Consider the following 15067-nt stretch of genomic DNA (forward strand, 5'->3'; position numbering starts at 1 on the left):
ATGAGTCACCGACCTAATTTGAGTGTAGCAGAAAGGCTATTGGCCGCTATTGAGCACCTGCTCGTAGATCGCCAGCACACGCTGCACATGCAGATCCACGCTCTCCTGGGGCAGTTGTCCCGGCGCCTGCTGCAGCGTCAGCCTGTGGCTCTCGTCGCGCAGATAGCAGTAGGCTTGAGTCAGATGCTGGGCACTCAGGTGAGGCAGCAACTCAAGCTCAGACAACACCTCGAAGATACGCACATTATCCGACCAGATCGCCAGCTCGGGATGCTCATGGGTGTTGGCCAGCACCAGATACTGGGCGATAAACTCGATATCGGCGATGCCGCCCGGGCTCTGTTTGAGATCGAAGCAGCCCTTATCGACCTTGAGTAGGTGATCGCGCATCTTCTGGCGCATCTCGCGCACCTCCTTGGCAAGCTCTGTCTTATCCCGCTCCATGGCGAGCACGTCGGCCCTCAGCTCGCTGAAGCGGGCGGCCAAGCGATTGTCACCAAACAGGAAACGCGCCCGCACCAAGGCCTGATGCTCCCATGTCCAGGCTTCTTCGCGCTGGTAACTACCAAAATACTCTATCTCACTCACCAAGAGGCCGGAGGCGCCGGATGGGCGCAGACGCATATCTACCTCATAGAGTTCCCCCGAGGTGGTGCGGGTGGAGAAGAGGTGCAAGATCCGCTGGGCCAGCTTGAGATAGAAATGGCCTATGTCGATAGGACGATCGCCGTTGGTCTGCTGCGCGTCGGGATACTTATCGCGGGTATAGTTGTGCAGAAACACCAGGTCCAGATCCGAACCATATCCCAGCTCTAAACCACCGGCCTTGCCGTAGCCTATCACCGCAAAGCCCGTCTCTTCGGGGGCCAGATAGGGCGGCACGCCGTGTCGCTTGCTCACCTGTTGCCAGGCCTGCAGCACCACCTGTTCGATGATCGCCTCGGCCAGGAAGGTCAGATGGTCACTCACCTGCATCACAGGCAACACGCCGGTGACATCGGCGGCGGCAATCTTAAGCTGCTGCGACAGCTTAAACTGGCGCAGCGCCTCCATCTGCTGTTCCATATCCTCCTCGGGCACCCGCAGCAGATATTGACGCAGCTCGCTGGGGTAATCATCCAAGGATGTGGTGTCGTACAGCTGCGCGGGGTCGATCAGCTCATCCAGCAGCATGGGAAACTTGGCCAGCTGCTCGCCAATCCAGGGACTGGCCAGACACAGGCTCACCAGCTGCTGGCGGGCACCTGGATTTTCAAACAAGAGTTCGAGATAGGTAGTGCGGGTCAAGATCTGATCCACCACCTTAGTCACTGGGATAAAGGCCTTGGTCGGCGTCGGCAGCTGCATGAATTCCTGCAACAGCCAGGGCATCAATTTATCTAGGGTTTCTCGCCCGCGCGGGCCTATGGTGCGCTTGGCGACGGTACCACGCCAGGTCTTCAGGGCGGGCCAGAGTTCGTCATCCTCCACCCCGTGCTCTCTCAGCAGAGACTCGGCGTCTTCATCATCAATCAGGCTCCACAGCTGGGCGGTCCACTGCTCGGCCACCTCGTCGCTCTCCTGGCCGCCTACCGTCTCCTTGAAGTAGCGATGTATCTTGGTCATCGCCGACTCGATATGGGTGCGCAGTTCGGCCTCACCCGCCATGCCTAGGGCAAAGCAGAGGCGCTGCCAGTCCAGCAGGTGTTGTGGCAGGGTCTGAGTCTGCTGATCGCCTATGGCCTGCAGCAGGTTTTCCACCCGGCGCAGCATGAGGTAACTCTGTTTAAGCTCGTCCACCGCCAGGTATTCCAGCTGCCCCAGCTTATAGAGGGTATCTATGGCGCCAAACAGGCTCTGTTGGCGTAGCGCCGGCTCGCGGCCGCCGCGGATAAGCTGAAAGCTCTGCACCACGAACTCCACCTCGCGAATGCCACCCGCCCCCAGCTTGATGTTATCGGTCAGGCGACGGCGTCTCACCTCCTGGGTGATCAGCTGCTTCATCTTACGCAGGGACTCGATGGCGGAAAAATCGATATAGCGGCGATAGACGAAGGGACGCAGCATGTCATGCAGCTCGTCGCTGTAGGCGCTCCATGGGCCTAACGCGCGGGCCTTCACCATGGCATAGCGTTCCCAGTCGCGCCCCTGCTCCTGATAATAGTCTTCCAGGCCGCTGTAGCTGACCACCAAAGGGCCGCTCTCGCCGTAAGGGCGCAGACGCATATCGACCCGGTAAACGAAACCATCCACAGTCACCTGATTGAGCAGGTTGACCAGGCGCTGACCCATGCGGATGAAAAACTGCTGGTTGTCCTGACTGCGACGCCCACCTTGGGTCTCACCGTGTTCGGGGAAGGTGAAGATGAGGTCGATATCCGAGGAGAAGTTAAGCTCGCGGCCACCCAGCTTGCCCATGCCCAAGATCATCAAGGGCTGCGGGTTGCCCTCGCCGTCACAGGGGGTGCCATACTGCTGACACATCTGCTCATAGAGCCAGTCGCGAGCGGCGATGATCAGCGCCTCGGCCAGGGCCGAGAGGTCCAGCAGCGAGTCGTTGAGTTCGGCGTAGCCCAGAAAATCCCGCCAGGCGAGACGCACCATCTGCCGATTGCGGTAGCGGCGCAGTATCGCCTTGACCTGCTCCTCATCCTTGGCGCCGGCCAGGATGGAGTGTAGCTCGCCGCTGAAACTGTCGCGGGCCAGGTTAGTGAGTTGCCCCTCGAACAGAGAGACTATCCAGTTGGGGTGTCGGCACAGCTGCTCGGCAACAAAGTCACTGAGACCGAAGATGGCTTTCAGCTCCCGGGTCTGCTCCGGGCTGAGCTGCTCGGAGATATCCGGCCAGGCCTCGGCGAGGCGCTGCCAATGCTGCTCGGCAACCTGATTGACTTCATGGGGTAACGCTTGCTCGCTCATGTTTTCCATCGCCAGAAAAATCCTTCAGCCTTAAACGGTCGACATATTATGTCATCAATGCTATAGATAAGATGTTAATGCAACCAAGCGGTAATCATCTTGGCATAAAGTTGTCATCAATATTACTCACTAAGTAAAGATAACTTTTTATCCTGCACTACAGGTTACTATAACCCAGCTTATCGCTATATTATGCAAAGAAGTCGCAGACTGATCACTCATTTATCGGTCTCAATCTAACTAAATTTATGGAGAAAACATGGCAGTGATGCTAATGCGTGTTCTCGCGCTGACCCTGGTGTTCGCCCTGGCGGGATGCGGCGACGACAGGCCAGAGAAGATCGCCAAGTTTCAACAGTTGGCTCAATCCAGGGTCGACACCCTAGGCCAGATGCTGGACAACGGCGAGGTGCGTAACGCCAACCTACTCAAGCAATATAGCGATATCCTCGCCTCAACCAAGCCAGATGTCGCCCCACTGTTGCAGGAGCTGGCCAAAGACGCCGGCAGCCAGGGCCCCATGTACACCTCGCTTAAGAGGCGTCTGCAGGAGCTGGGCAACGAAAATAACTTCATCGATCTCGACCAACAGCTTGCCGAGGCGGAAAACCTCTACCAGGCCGCCGACCCTAGCCTGTTTAACGACATGCTGTCGGATCCGGTCAACGTTGTGGCCGACATGTCTGACGGCGCCCTGAGTCGGGTGAATGCCATCAGCCGGGAGGCGGATATTCTCGCCAATGGCGGCGAAGACTTTGGCGCAGGCAGCCAACTTGTGGGTAACCCCGCCTACGGTAGCTGGCAGACGGGCAGCAACGGCATGTCGTTCTGGGCCTGGTACGGCATGTACTCCATGTTTTCCAACCTGGTACGCGGCCCCATCTACTACGACCGCTGGTCGAGCCGCCGTAACTACAGCTACTACAACGATGTGGGTCGCTATCGCTACACCTCGCCCAAGCAGGCCCGCGCCCAGAACCAGACCTTCGAGCGCACCAAGAAGCAGTTCAGCCGTCAGGGCAAGCGTTTCGACAGCCCCTACGCCAAGTCGCGTTCAGGCTCTACCAGCCTGTCACGTCAGAGCGCCTCGACGCCTAAGACTAGCACCACGGGACGAGCTAGCGGCGGCAGCAAGTTCCGCTCTAACTACTCTAAGAACAGTAACTTCAGAAACTCTAGCAGTCGTACGACGCGCAGTGTTCGTCGGGGCAAATAAAGGATATTAAGATGACATTTTTTCAACACTACGGTCTGACCCAGGAACTGGCAATCATCTTGGCCATAGATCTGACTATCGCCATCATCTTGCTCACGGCCATGCGTTACCTGCAGGGCTGGACCGTCAAGGTCAACAGCACCCACGAGCTCTCAGAGCGGGATAACTTCGCCTTCGGCATCAGCACAGCCGGTGCCGTAGCAGGCCTGGGCATAGTGCTCACCGGCGCCATCACGGGCGAGGCAGCAGAGTCTTATCTGGTTGAGGCCATCGGCATGAGCGCCTACGGCATATTCGGCCTTATTCTGATCAAACTCGGCCGCTTCCTACACGACAAGGTAGCGCTGAACGAGATAGATAAGAACGCCATGATCTTAAAGGGCAACATCTCTGTGGCCATAGTGGATGCCACCGCCGCCATCGCGACCGCCATCATCATACGCTCTGTATTGCTGTGGGCCGAAGATCTGACCCTGGACACCTTTATCGCCATCTTCAGCGCCTTTGCCATCTCACAGCTGATGCTAGTGCTGCTGACCCGTCTGCGCGAGCGCAGCTATGCCAAGCGCCACGACGACAGCTCGATGCAGGATGCCTTGGCCAAGGGCCATATCGCCGTGGCGATTCGTCACAGTGGCTATATGCTGGCCATGGCGCTGAGCTTTAACGCCGCCAGCCACTTCATCGTCTTCATGCCGACCGCCTATGTGACCAACATACTCGGCTGGCTGATCTTCTCGGTGATCATGCTGATCGCCCTCTCCCTGCTATTGGCGCTGGTGAAGAAGCTGGTGCTGGCCAAGATCAACCTGAAGGAAGAGGTCGAGCAGCAACACAACATTGGCATAGCCACAGTCGAGCTGGCCATCAGCGTGGCCATCGCCCTGATCCTCACCAGCCTGATGGCCTAAGACGCTCACCCTGAATGCAATCGACACACACCACAACGCCTGCCCCCGCGGGCGTTAAATCCTTAAGCTGGCTCGACGATCTCCTGCTGCTGGGGATCATGGCGGTACTGGCCGCCTGCGGCCTCATCTACGAATACCTGCTGTCCCATTATGCCGGGCGTATCCTGGGGGCCCTGGAAGCCGCCATCTACACCATGATCGGCCTGATGATAGTCTCCATGGGCATAGGTGCCTTCGCGGCGCGCAAGATCCGCTGCGCCTTTACCGGCTTTGCCATGTTGGAACTCTGCGTCGCCCTCTGTGGTGCCCTGGCGATTCTGATCACCGCCGCCGTCATCGGCTTCGGCCAGCAGCTGCCCATCATCATCGCCAGCACTATAGGCTTGCCGCCGGATCAGCTCCCCCAGGGCGGTTTTATCGGCACGCTGCAGAAGCTGAGCGAATACCTGCCCTACGCCTGGGGCGTGTTACTCGGCCTGATGATCGGCATGGAGATCCCCCTGATTGCCAGGGTGCGTCAGTCTCTGTGCGATGAGCACCTGATGCATAACGCCGGCACCATCTATGGCGCCGACTACATAGGTGCCGGTGTGGGCGCCGCCATCTGGGTGATCTTCATGCTGGCCCTGGATATCCAGCTGGCCGCGGCGCTGACCGCCAGCTTCAACCTGCTGGCAGGCTTCCTGTTTATCTGGCGTTTCTGGTCCAAGATCCGTTTCAACCGCCTGCTGCTGCTTGGTCACCTCATCGCCACGGGTGTACTGCTGGTGCTGGCCATTCATGGTCCCAAGTGGGATCAGGCCTTCAACAATCTGCTCTACAAGGACAAGGTGGTCTACGCCAAGGCGACCCGTTTTCAGCAGCTCACCTTTACCGAGCGACTACGGGGCAATCACCTGGCGCCCGTGTACTCTCTGTATATCAACGGCCGCCTGCAGTTCTCCAGCCAGGATGAGCATATCTACCACGCCTTTCTGGTACACCCAACCCTGGCCGCCAGCGCTCGCCACGACAAGGTGTTGATCATAGGCGGCGGCGACGGCCTGGGCCTGAGACAGGTGCTCAAGTGGCAACCCAAGCAGGTGACCCTGATGGATCTCGATGCGGATCTGGTGAGGCTCTTCAAGGAAGGCGACCCAGAGATGCCCGAGCGTCTGGCGAGCGCCTTACTCAAGCTCAATGGCGATGCCTTTAACGACGAGCGGGTCGAGCTCTTGATAGACGATGCCTTCAACGGCGCCGACAGGCTGATAAGACGGGGCGAGAAGTTTGACGCCATAATCGTGGATCTGCCGGACCCCAGCCATCCGGATCTCAACAAGCTCTATTCGGATCTCTTCTATCGCAAGCTCAAGGAGCTACTGAGCAGCGACGGGGCGATCTCTGTGCAGTCGACCTCCCCCTACCACGCCGCCAAGGCCTTCATCTCGGTCGGCAAGACGCTACAGGCTGCCGGCTTTCAGGTTGAACAGTATCACCATAACGTGCCCAGTTTCGGCGAATGGGGCTGGAGCATAGGCACGCTTAGGGGGCAAGATGCTAGGCAGCGACTATCGAGCCTGAATCAACTGCCGGTCGATGACCCCTGGCTCACGCCCGGGCTTATCAGGGCGGCATTTGAATTTCCTAAAAATTATTATGAACATGCAGACCAGGTGAAGGTCAACGATATAGGCTCAATGCACCTGTATCGCTACCATCAGCGCGCCTGGTCAGAGGATGAAAACCTGACGCTCGACTGAAGGTAAAATGGAACACAAAAATAGCGCTTGACATATTATGTCGCAGTGCTATCTTTAATCGCAGACATAATATGTCAAAGAGGATAAATATGAACATTCACAACATTGCCAACCACCTCAATGCACTTGGCGACAACAGCCACACCGGCTTTCAATTCGATTGTTATCCCATAGATGGCGACGTCGAAGTACTGCAAGTCAACGTTGTGGGACGCGAAGAGATCCCTGTGTTTGTATCGGTAACGGACAACCAAATCCTGTGCATCAGCTACCTGTGGGGCGAAGACGAAGTTAAGCAAGAACGTCGCAGCGAGATGTTTGAAACCATGCTCGAACTCAACATCCCTATGCCACTGTCCTCCTTTGCTAAGGTCGACGACAAGTATGTGGTCTATGGTGCCCTTTCTGTGCAATCGAGCATGTTAGAGATAGAGCAAGAGCTGTCAGTCCTGTCCGACAACTGTCTGGAAGTGATCGACGAGCTGGCCGATTTCTTAAAGTAACCGCTAACCAATTTAGTCATGTAATGGTCCACGCAGAAGGCGGCGCCATTACCCCAAGAGGAGTCATATTATGGGCATACTGAACAAGATCCTCACCGCCTTTCGCGGTGGTGCCACCGAAGTTGGCCAGAGCATAGTCGACGCCAACTCGACACGCATCTTCGAACAAGAGATCCGTGACGCAGAGAAACACCTGACCAAGGCCAAGCGCGAGCTGACCGACGTCATGGCCAAAGAGATGCAAGCCAGCCGCGAGGTGGATCGCCTCAAGCGCGCCATCGCCGAACACGAAGGCTATGCGACCCAGGCGCTGGAGAAGGAAAACGAAGCCCTGGCCCTAGAAGTGGCCGAGAAGATCGCCCTGCTTGAGCAGGAGCTTGCCGAGCACCAGAGCGCCAACGACAACTTTAGCGCCCACGCCGCTCGCCTGAAAGACCTGGTACGCAAGACAGAGCGTCAGCTGGCCGACTATCAGCGTCAGCTCAGCATGGTCAAGACCACGGAAAGCGTGCAGAAGGCCACGGCAACCATCACAGATTCCTTCGCCAGCAGCAACTCTAAACTGCTGAACGCCAAGGACTCTTTGGAACGCATCAAGGCACGTCAGCAGCAGTTTGACGACCGTCTCAAGGCCGCCGAAACCCTGGCCGACGAGAACAGCGACAAGTCGCTACAGGCCAAGCTGGCCGAGGCCGGTATCGGCGAGCAGAAGTCCAATGCCAACGCGGTACTGGATCGCCTCAAGGCACGTAAGTAAGTCATAGGCGACTAGCGAAATCAAAGCACCTTGCGGCCCAGCCCAAGGTGCTTTTATGCCAATCACGGTAAGCGTTCTGCAATAGCGCAGGAAAACGCTTGCTAACGAGGCAGGACTTTTCGATAAGCAGTTATCGAAGGTTTTAACAAGCCAGCATGAGCAGTGATTTACTAGGATTGGTATCAACCATTATTCTTCTCGAGGGTAGTTCATGGGATTCTTAAAAGGATTGTTTGGTAAGAAAGAGGCGCCCAAACGCCAACTCAACCATCCTAATCATCTACAAAAAGGCGACATCATCAGCCTGGATGACAGCTTCGCCCTGCCCGAGCAACTGCGCGGCCAACAGCTGAGAGTCGAGGGGATCAACACCTACGAATATCAGCGCAAACAGCAGTGCGAGTGGGTACTCAAGGGCCACGGCAACGACAGCCTCTGCCTGTCTCTGGATGAAGACGATGAAACCTATCTGGCCTTCTCCATCAAGATCCCCCGCAGCCAGGTAGAGCAGCTGTTCGATCTGGACGCCTTTAGCGAGATCTTCGAAGAGGATAGCCACGCCGAGCTGGAGGTTAAGGAGACCCCTGCCGCCCTCATGGGATGGCTGGGCGAGCGCTATCATCAGGTAAACTTCGCCCAGTTTGGCTATTTCCACCGCGCCGATTATCGCGGCATGCGTCCGCCCCAAGACGAGGGGATGACCTCGGGAGAACCGTTTGAGAGCTATCTGCTGCTGGATGAAGAGGAAAACCGCGCCGTCGAGGTCGAGGTGTATGAAGGGGGCGACACAGATGTTAGCCTCACCCTCTACCGTCCCCTGAGCGATATTCGCCAATATTGGCCGGGACAGCTATAAACAACACAGGGCGGTGTTGCCGCCCACTTTGTGAGATCCACAGCACCTTAAGGCAATCTAATGAGCAAGAACAAGAAGCTGCTTCCCGAACAGTGGCAGCAGAATCAGAAAGCCGCCAAGGCCACCCAGGTCGCCTTCGACCTAGACGAGAAGTTTCAATACTCCATCCGCAAGGCGGCATTAGATGCCGGGGTGAGCCCCTCGGATCAGATCCGCAGCATACTAGGGCTGGCCACCACCAAGCGCCCTAAGCGCCCACGCCTCACCGTCTCCCTCAGCCCGGAAGATTATCAGCAACTGGCCGAAAAATATGGCCTGTCCGCCGATGAGCAGCTGGAAATAAAACGCCGCGTGTTGGATGACCTGGTTCATTTTGTCGACAAAAACGAATAAGATCATGGGCTGCATACTATTTTAGGGCGACTCACAGGGAAATTAGGCTTGAGCGCCGCGGCCAAAAAGGAATCGATATCATGATCGATAGAAAGCGCTGGCTTCTGCCCATCAACCAAAACCCCACTCCCTTCGAGCTGGCGATGATGCTGCTCTCCCTGCTGTCAGTCATCGTGGTACTCATGTTGACCTTCGCCAAGCTAGATGACGAGACCCGCCGGCTGCTCTTCTTCGTCGACACCAGCATCTGCATCATCTTCATCAGCTACTTCTTTGTTAACCTATTTCGCGCCGAAGACAAGCGCGACTACTTCAGGCATCACTGGATCGATCTGGTGGCCAGCATCCCCGCCATCGAGGCATTGAGGCTAGCCCGTTTCTTCCAGATCCTGCGGGTGATCCGCCTGATCCGCATGACGCGCTCTATCCTGATCCCCCTGATGCGTCAGCGTCAGGAGACCACACTGGCCAGCCTGTTGGTAGCCATGGTGACCATACTCACCCTGGCTTCGGTGATGATCCTCCTGGTGGAGAGCGGCGAACCCAACGCTAATATCAACACAGCAGAAAACGCCATCTGGTGGGCGCTGGTGACTATCTCCACCGTGGGCTATGGCGACTATTATCCAGTCACTACAGTGGGTCACTTCATCGGCGGCCTGGTGATCATCTGTGGCGTGAGTTTCTTCGGGGTGATCTCGGGTTACATGGCGTCCATCTTCATCGCCCCCGACAGCAAGCAGCGACAGGAGGCCCAGAGCCAACAGATGCGTGATGAGTTAGAGATGGTACTGCAGCGAATGGAGAAGAATCAGGAGACCCTGCTGTCCGAAATTGCGACGCTAAAGCAGCAGTTAAATGAGAAAAATAAGTAACGGATGACTCAGGGCGATTGCGCCGAGTCATACGTTAAGTGGCGTCCCTGTTGGAGTGATAGCCCTGCTGGACAGTTATCGCCAGTAGGGCTGCACCTTAAGCGCCGAGCGGCGCGAATGCTCCATGGCAAACAGCAGGCTCTGCTCCTTGCTATCGAGCCAGTCGGCTATCTCCAGCCCCTGGGTGGTGGCGGTTTCCCTCAGGCAACGATAGGCCCCCAGGGTACGTATGCCTAACACAAGATCTTGCCAGGGGGCGCGAAACTGATCCCGCGACTTGTGCTTGTACAGCTCCCCATAGGCCACCCCGACCAGTATGCTCTCATCCAGCGCCTTGGCAAAAGACTGATAATCTTCGCTGCTCAGCTCGGCATTGGAAGGCATAAGATCGACGATTCGCTGCCAGGAGGCTTCCTGTAATTGATCGGCGAAGGCCTGCAGACTCTGCTGCTCACCGATATACACCTGTCCGGCATTGACCGCCATCAGCAGACTCACCAGACGCACCTGCAACTGACCATAGGTCACATCCGCCAGCATGGCATCTATCTGCCGCGCCATATCGAGCCCTGCCAGCTGCTGGCGCACCGCCGCCAGCAGAGGCTCTGACTCACTCAGGTTGCCCAGCAGGGCGCCATCGCCATCCAGTAGCTCACACAGGCTCAGCCCCTTGTCGACGAAGCTTAGCTGAGACTCTATGGCAGCGAAGGCCTCGAGCAGGGGATCATCCAACAGGGCAAACTGCGCCAGCGTGCAGCGCAGCAGGCGAATACAGGCGCGCAGACGATAGCCCAGCAGGGGAAGCTGCCGCGCCGCCTGACGGGATTCCAGTAACATCTCTTCCAGCAGCTGCCAGCGATCTAGGCCAGTTTCCAGCAGGGTCACCAGGGCCTGTTTCGGAGTGCCCTTCTGTGGCAAGGCGATAAAGGCCAGGGTATCTAGCTGCAAAGGGCTGGCCATGGCCGCCAGACGATAGCCCCGCTGCGCCTTGCTGGCTCGCCCGAGCCGCGCCGGGATCTGCTCTGTCACCCGTTCGGCCAATGCCAACAGGGCCTGGGCATCGCCGGCGAGCAGCTCAAACTCCAGCTCGCAGATGGGCTCGCACTGGCCGTTGGCGCTTATGCTGCCGATATCCAGCGCCACCTCGACCAGGCTCTCGTCGAGATAGATATGCCAGCTCATGCGGGTAAAGTCGGTATCGAACAGCGACACCAACTCAGCCTGCACCGCGCCGATATCGGCGCCTGCTGGCCAGATATCACTCGGGAATAGTGACAAATTAACCTTTGCTTGATCGATATCAATATTGTATTCGGGACGGGAATGCACCCCGCCCACCACGGTGCCGGCCGTCTTGATGGTCTGCTCAAATTGACCGTCGCGGCCACGAATACGCAGCCCCATGTCCCAGCGTCTGAGCTGCAGATCTTGAGTATCGTAGTAACTGTTGCTTAGATGAACCGCGCCTTTTGCATCGCTATGGGGTAGACTGTTAAGCAGTGATACCAAGGCTTCGCGTTTGTTTTCGGGGAAAAATAGTTTTAGCTCTATCTCGGCTTCCATTCGCCAGCTGCTCACTTTTTTAATCTAGAATTCGGAACTGTAATGAAGGTGTCATTATACTTTAATGAAAATTTCACAATGTCATATTAATGTCATAATAGGCCATTAGTATCTCGCATTGCAGTTTATATATAACTCGTTAGAATAAAAACTGTCAGTTTTTATATAAAAACGCAGTTTCAATACGTGGACGCTTGGGTTAACATGCGCCCGCATTTTCCAACAGTGGAATAACCTAAATAGGTACACGGCAATGCCAGTAAACTCTATTTTGGGCGTGTTTGCAAAATCGCCAATTAAACCATTACAAGATCATATCGATAAGGTGCACGATTGTGCCTCGATTCTTGTACCATTTTTTGACGCTACTGTCGCAGGTGACTGGGACAAAGCGGTTCAACTCCGTAAGCAAATCAGCCAAGCAGAACGTGAAGCAGACGAACTCAAGCGTGAAATCCGCTTAACGCTTCCCGGCGGCCTGTTTATGCCAGTTGAAAGAACTGACTTACTGGAGCTACTTACCCAGCAAGATAAGATCGCCAACAAGGCGAAAGACATTTCGGGTCGTATCATCGGCCGTCAACTACTTGTCCCAGAAGCAATTCAAGATACCTTCAGTGCCTACCTGACCCGCTGCCTAGATGCAGTAGCACAGGCTAAGCAAGCCATCAACGAACTCGATGACCTGCTCGAAACAGGTTTCAGAGGCCGTGAAGTCGATCTTGTCGCTAAAATGATCGTTGAACTCGACAAAATTGAAGAGGACACAGACGATCTTCAAATCAAAATCCGTCGTCAGCTGTTTAGCATCGAAAATGATCTAAACCCTGTGGATGTGATGTTCCTCTATAAGATAATTGAGTGGGTTGGAGACTTGGCAGATCTTGCCGAGCGTGTCGGTTCCCGCCTAGAGCTAATGTTAGCTCGCGTCTAAAAACAAAGTTATCAAGGTATCAACATGGTTGATGTATTAATCACCAATGGCCCGTGGCTAATTGCCATTGCGGCTGCATTTGGATTTTTAATGGCGTGGGGTATTGGCGCAAACGATGTCGCTAATGCTATGGGAACCTCAGTGGGTTCAAACGCGATCACCATTAAACAAGCGATCATCATCGCGATGATCTTCGAATTTGCCGGCGCGTACCTCGCAGGCGGAGAAGTGACCAGCACGATCCGTAAAGGGATCATCGATTCGGCCTATTTCGTCGACTCACCTGAGCTGCTGGTATACGGCATGATCTCGGCGCTACTGGCTGCCGGTATCTGGCTGGTTGTGGCGTCAGCACTGGGCTGGCCGGTATCGACCACTCACTCTATCGTTGGCGCCATCGTAGGTTTCGCCGCCGTAGGTGTGAGCGCCGATTCTGTTGCCTGGAGCAAGGTATTGGGTATCGTGGGGTCATGGGTCATCACCCCGGCGATCTCAGGCTTTATCGCCTTTACCATCTTCCAAAGCGTGCAGAAGCTGATCTTCAACACTGACAACCCGCTGGAAAACGCCAAGCGTTATGTGCCTTTCTACATGGCACTGGCAGGTTTCGTCATGTCGCTGGTGACCATCAAGAAGGGTCTGAAGCACGTGGGTCTGCACTTTAGCAACGTCGAAGCCTACTCATTGGCTATCTTCATCGCTATCCTGGTTGGCATAGGCGGCATGATTGCCATCAAACGTCTAAAGATGAGCCAGAGCGCCGATCGTCAGACACAGTTTGGCAACGTGGAAAAGGTATTCGCTATCCTGATGGTAGTGACCGCTTGTTGTATGGCGTTCGCCCACGGTTCTAACGATGTCGCTAACGCTATTGGCCCGCTAGCCGCCGTGGTCTCTGTGGTAAATAGCGGTGGCGAGATCGCCAGCAAGGCAGAACTGGTTTGGTGGATCCTACCTCTGGGTGCCTTCGGTATCGTCATGGGTCTGGCTATCTTCGGTAAGCGCGTAATGCAGACTATCGGTAAGAACATCACTCACCTGACACCGAGCCGTGGTTTTGCCGCCGAGCTGGCTGCCGCCTCTACCGTGGTTATCGCCTCGGGTACTGGCCTGCCAATCTCGACCACTCAGACACTGGTCGGTGCCGTGTTAGGTGTGGGTATGGCACGTGGTATCGCCGCCATCAACATCGGCGTGGTCCGCAACATCGTGGTCTCTTGGGTCGTAACCCTGCCTGCGGGCGCGGGTCTGTCAATCATCTTCTTCTTCATGATCAAGGGTATCTTTAGCTAAGCTAAGCCCTATGGATGAGAAAAGTAAAAGGAAGCCTCAGGGCTTCCTTTTTTGTTTTCATTTACCTCGGCTTTTAGCCATGCCTTTCGGGCTTATCTTTTCTGTGCAACTTGTCTGCCACACTTACCCACTACAAAGATTAATTCCTGGTAACACTTCCCATGTTGCACTTGCAAATATGTGGCTAAATCCCTAGCATGTGCCAATATTTCGCTGAAGAGAACTCAAAGTGTTAAGACTCCTATCTATTCTCGCCATGATGCTAGTGTCATCGACCCTGATGGCGGCAGAGCAGACACGTTATATCTCAGATAACGTCTACACCTTCATTCACGGGGGCCCTGGCACCCAATACCGTATTCTGGGCAGCGTCGAAGCCGGTCAGCCGGTGACCTACCTGGGTGAGATGCAAAACGACTACGCCAAGGTAGTCGACCACAAGGGCCGCGAAGGCTGGGTCGACAGCAAGATGCTGGACTCAGGCAAGAGCTTCCGCGTACAGCTACCCGAAGTTCAGGCCGAACTCGCCAAGGTAAAGGCCGATCTTGAGAGCATCACCAACGAGAGCGACAGCAGCGCTCAGTTGATCCGTCAGCTACGCTCACAGCTGGCCAACGCCGAAGAGTCCCTGGCCAAGGCATCAAGCGAGCGCGACAGTGCCACCCGCGAACTGACCCGTCTGAAAAATGATGAGCGCTTCGAGCTGATGAAACAGGGCGGCATGATCGCCGGTATCGGTGTGCTGATCGGGGTTATCCTAGTCTATCTGCCGCGTCCACGTCGTCGCCAGAAGAACCGCTGGTAATTCCCGCGACACAAGCGCGAGCGAATAGCATGAGCCAGGGCCGAGTCCCTGGCTTTTTTATGCCTGAAACGCCGATAAAGCCCCCACTATATTGACCAAGGTCTCAGGCCCGCAGGCCCGATAAACAGTGGCGTTGCGCGCCTTCTGGCCGGACGAGATCAAACAAAGGTCACATTCACCCACACAAGAGTGTCCCTCATCACATTTTGGATGTATAATCGGCGCGCGAAAGGCGCCAGATTGTATACAAAAATAATACTAAACGCCTGAAAACTTACCTTTTGTTCAAGCCAAAACTGTCCCTATTTAGGTCCAGGTGGA

At 55.7% G+C, this 15067-nt stretch carries 13 protein-coding genes; 11 read left to right on the forward strand and 2 right to left on the reverse strand.

Translation table 11 applies throughout. The features are described 5' to 3' along the window. Window positions 1-36: 36 nt before the first annotated feature. Complete coding sequence (gene glnE, locus L1D43_RS14075; protein ID WP_239853230.1) at window positions 37-2913, reverse strand: bifunctional [glutamate--ammonia ligase]-adenylyl-L-tyrosine phosphorylase/[glutamate--ammonia-ligase] adenylyltransferase; 2877 nt, start codon at window positions 2911-2913, stop codon at window positions 37-39. Window positions 2914-3157: 244 nt separating this feature from the next. Here glnE and L1D43_RS14080 point away from each other — a divergent pair, with 244 nt between their 5' ends. The 8 genes from L1D43_RS14080 (at window position 3158) to L1D43_RS14115 (ending at window position 10151) form a co-directional block, all read left to right on the forward strand. Next, complete coding sequence (locus tag L1D43_RS14080; RefSeq protein WP_239852557.1) at window positions 3158-4114, forward strand: hypothetical protein; 957 nt, start codon at window positions 3158-3160, stop codon at window positions 4112-4114. Window positions 4115-4125: 11 nt separating this feature from the next. Then, complete coding sequence (locus tag L1D43_RS14085; RefSeq protein WP_239852558.1) at window positions 4126-5025, forward strand: DUF350 domain-containing protein; 900 nt, start codon at window positions 4126-4128, stop codon at window positions 5023-5025. A 14-nt stretch (window positions 5026-5039) separates the two neighbouring features. Then, window positions 5040-6767: a polyamine aminopropyltransferase gene (locus L1D43_RS14090; protein WP_239852559.1), complete on the forward strand. Its 1728-nt coding sequence runs from the start codon at window positions 5040-5042 to the stop codon at window positions 6765-6767. Window positions 6768-6856: 89 nt separating this feature from the next. Then, the gene (locus L1D43_RS14095; RefSeq protein ID WP_041508415.1) at window positions 6857-7270 is read left to right on the forward strand and encodes a DUF2170 family protein; all 414 of its coding nucleotides are present in this window, start codon (window positions 6857-6859) and stop codon (window positions 7268-7270) included. Between the two features lie 70 nt (window positions 7271-7340). Next, on the forward strand, window positions 7341-8027 hold the full coding sequence (locus tag L1D43_RS14100; protein WP_239852560.1) for a PspA/IM30 family protein: 687 nt from the start codon (window positions 7341-7343) through the stop codon (window positions 8025-8027). A 211-nt stretch (window positions 8028-8238) separates the two neighbouring features. After that, window positions 8239-8883, forward strand: coding sequence for a DUF4178 domain-containing protein (locus L1D43_RS14105; RefSeq protein WP_239852562.1), 645 nt, complete (start codon window positions 8239-8241; stop codon window positions 8881-8883). A 60-nt stretch (window positions 8884-8943) separates the two neighbouring features. Then, a complete protein-coding gene (locus L1D43_RS14110) occupies window positions 8944-9276 on the forward strand; it encodes a hypothetical protein (RefSeq protein ID WP_239852564.1) in 333 nt (110 codons plus the stop codon). Window positions 9277-9356: 80 nt separating this feature from the next. Beyond that, on the forward strand, window positions 9357-10151 hold the full coding sequence (locus tag L1D43_RS14115; protein ID WP_041508411.1) for an ion transporter: 795 nt from the start codon (window positions 9357-9359) through the stop codon (window positions 10149-10151). Between the two features lie 75 nt (window positions 10152-10226). On the opposite strand, the gene L1D43_RS14120 is transcribed toward L1D43_RS14115, so the two are convergent. After that, window positions 10227-11714: a CYTH domain-containing protein gene (locus tag L1D43_RS14120; protein ID WP_239852566.1), complete on the reverse strand. Its 1488-nt coding sequence runs from the start codon at window positions 11712-11714 to the stop codon at window positions 10227-10229. 253 nt (window positions 11715-11967) lie between these two features. Here L1D43_RS14120 and L1D43_RS14125 point away from each other — a divergent pair, with 253 nt between their 5' ends. The 3 genes from L1D43_RS14125 to L1D43_RS14135 all read left to right on the forward strand — a co-directional run bounded on the left by L1D43_RS14125 (window position 11968) and on the right by L1D43_RS14135 (window position 14746). After that, window positions 11968-12648: a TIGR00153 family protein gene (locus tag L1D43_RS14125; protein ID WP_041508409.1), complete on the forward strand. Its 681-nt coding sequence runs from the start codon at window positions 11968-11970 to the stop codon at window positions 12646-12648. Window positions 12649-12672: 24 nt separating this feature from the next. Beyond that, window positions 12673-13941: an inorganic phosphate transporter gene (locus L1D43_RS14130; RefSeq protein ID WP_041508408.1), complete on the forward strand. Its 1269-nt coding sequence runs from the start codon at window positions 12673-12675 to the stop codon at window positions 13939-13941. A 256-nt stretch (window positions 13942-14197) separates the two neighbouring features. Then, complete coding sequence (locus L1D43_RS14135; protein WP_041508407.1) at window positions 14198-14746, forward strand: TIGR04211 family SH3 domain-containing protein; 549 nt, start codon at window positions 14198-14200, stop codon at window positions 14744-14746. The last annotated feature ends 321 nt before the right edge of the window (window positions 14747-15067 follow it).

This window comes from Shewanella sp. Isolate8 (assembly GCF_022398495.1).
GTDB classification, from domain to species: Bacteria; Pseudomonadota; Gammaproteobacteria; order Enterobacterales; family Shewanellaceae; genus Shewanella; species Shewanella aquimarina.

Bases quoted from the DNA above. Each gene is read 5' to 3' on its own strand.
- L1D43_RS14090 (WP_239852559.1), top strand. From the start codon at position 5,040: ATGCAATCGACACACACCACAACGCCTGCCCCCGCGGGCGTTAAATCC.
- L1D43_RS14100 (WP_239852560.1), top strand. From the start codon at position 7,341: ATGGGCATACTGAACAAGATCCTCACCGCCTTTCGCGGTGGTGCCACC.
- L1D43_RS14125 (WP_041508409.1), top strand. From the start codon at position 11,968: ATGCCAGTAAACTCTATTTTGGGCGTGTTTGCAAAATCGCCAATTAAA.
- L1D43_RS14095 (WP_041508415.1), top strand. From the start codon at position 6,857: ATGAACATTCACAACATTGCCAACCACCTCAATGCACTTGGCGACAAC.
- L1D43_RS14085 (WP_239852558.1), top strand. From the start codon at position 4,126: ATGACATTTTTTCAACACTACGGTCTGACCCAGGAACTGGCAATCATC.
- L1D43_RS14115 (WP_041508411.1), top strand. From the start codon at position 9,357: ATGATCGATAGAAAGCGCTGGCTTCTGCCCATCAACCAAAACCCCACT.
- L1D43_RS14110 (WP_239852564.1), top strand. From the start codon at position 8,944: ATGAGCAAGAACAAGAAGCTGCTTCCCGAACAGTGGCAGCAGAATCAG.
- L1D43_RS14080 (WP_239852557.1), top strand. From the start codon at position 3,158: ATGGCAGTGATGCTAATGCGTGTTCTCGCGCTGACCCTGGTGTTCGCC.
- L1D43_RS14120 (WP_239852566.1), bottom strand. From the start codon at position 11,714: ATGGAAGCCGAGATAGAGCTAAAACTATTTTTCCCCGAAAACAAACGC.
- L1D43_RS14135 (WP_041508407.1), top strand. From the start codon at position 14,198: ATGATGCTAGTGTCATCGACCCTGATGGCGGCAGAGCAGACACGTTAT.
- L1D43_RS14105 (WP_239852562.1), top strand. From the start codon at position 8,239: ATGGGATTCTTAAAAGGATTGTTTGGTAAGAAAGAGGCGCCCAAACGC.
- L1D43_RS14130 (WP_041508408.1), top strand. From the start codon at position 12,673: ATGGTTGATGTATTAATCACCAATGGCCCGTGGCTAATTGCCATTGCG.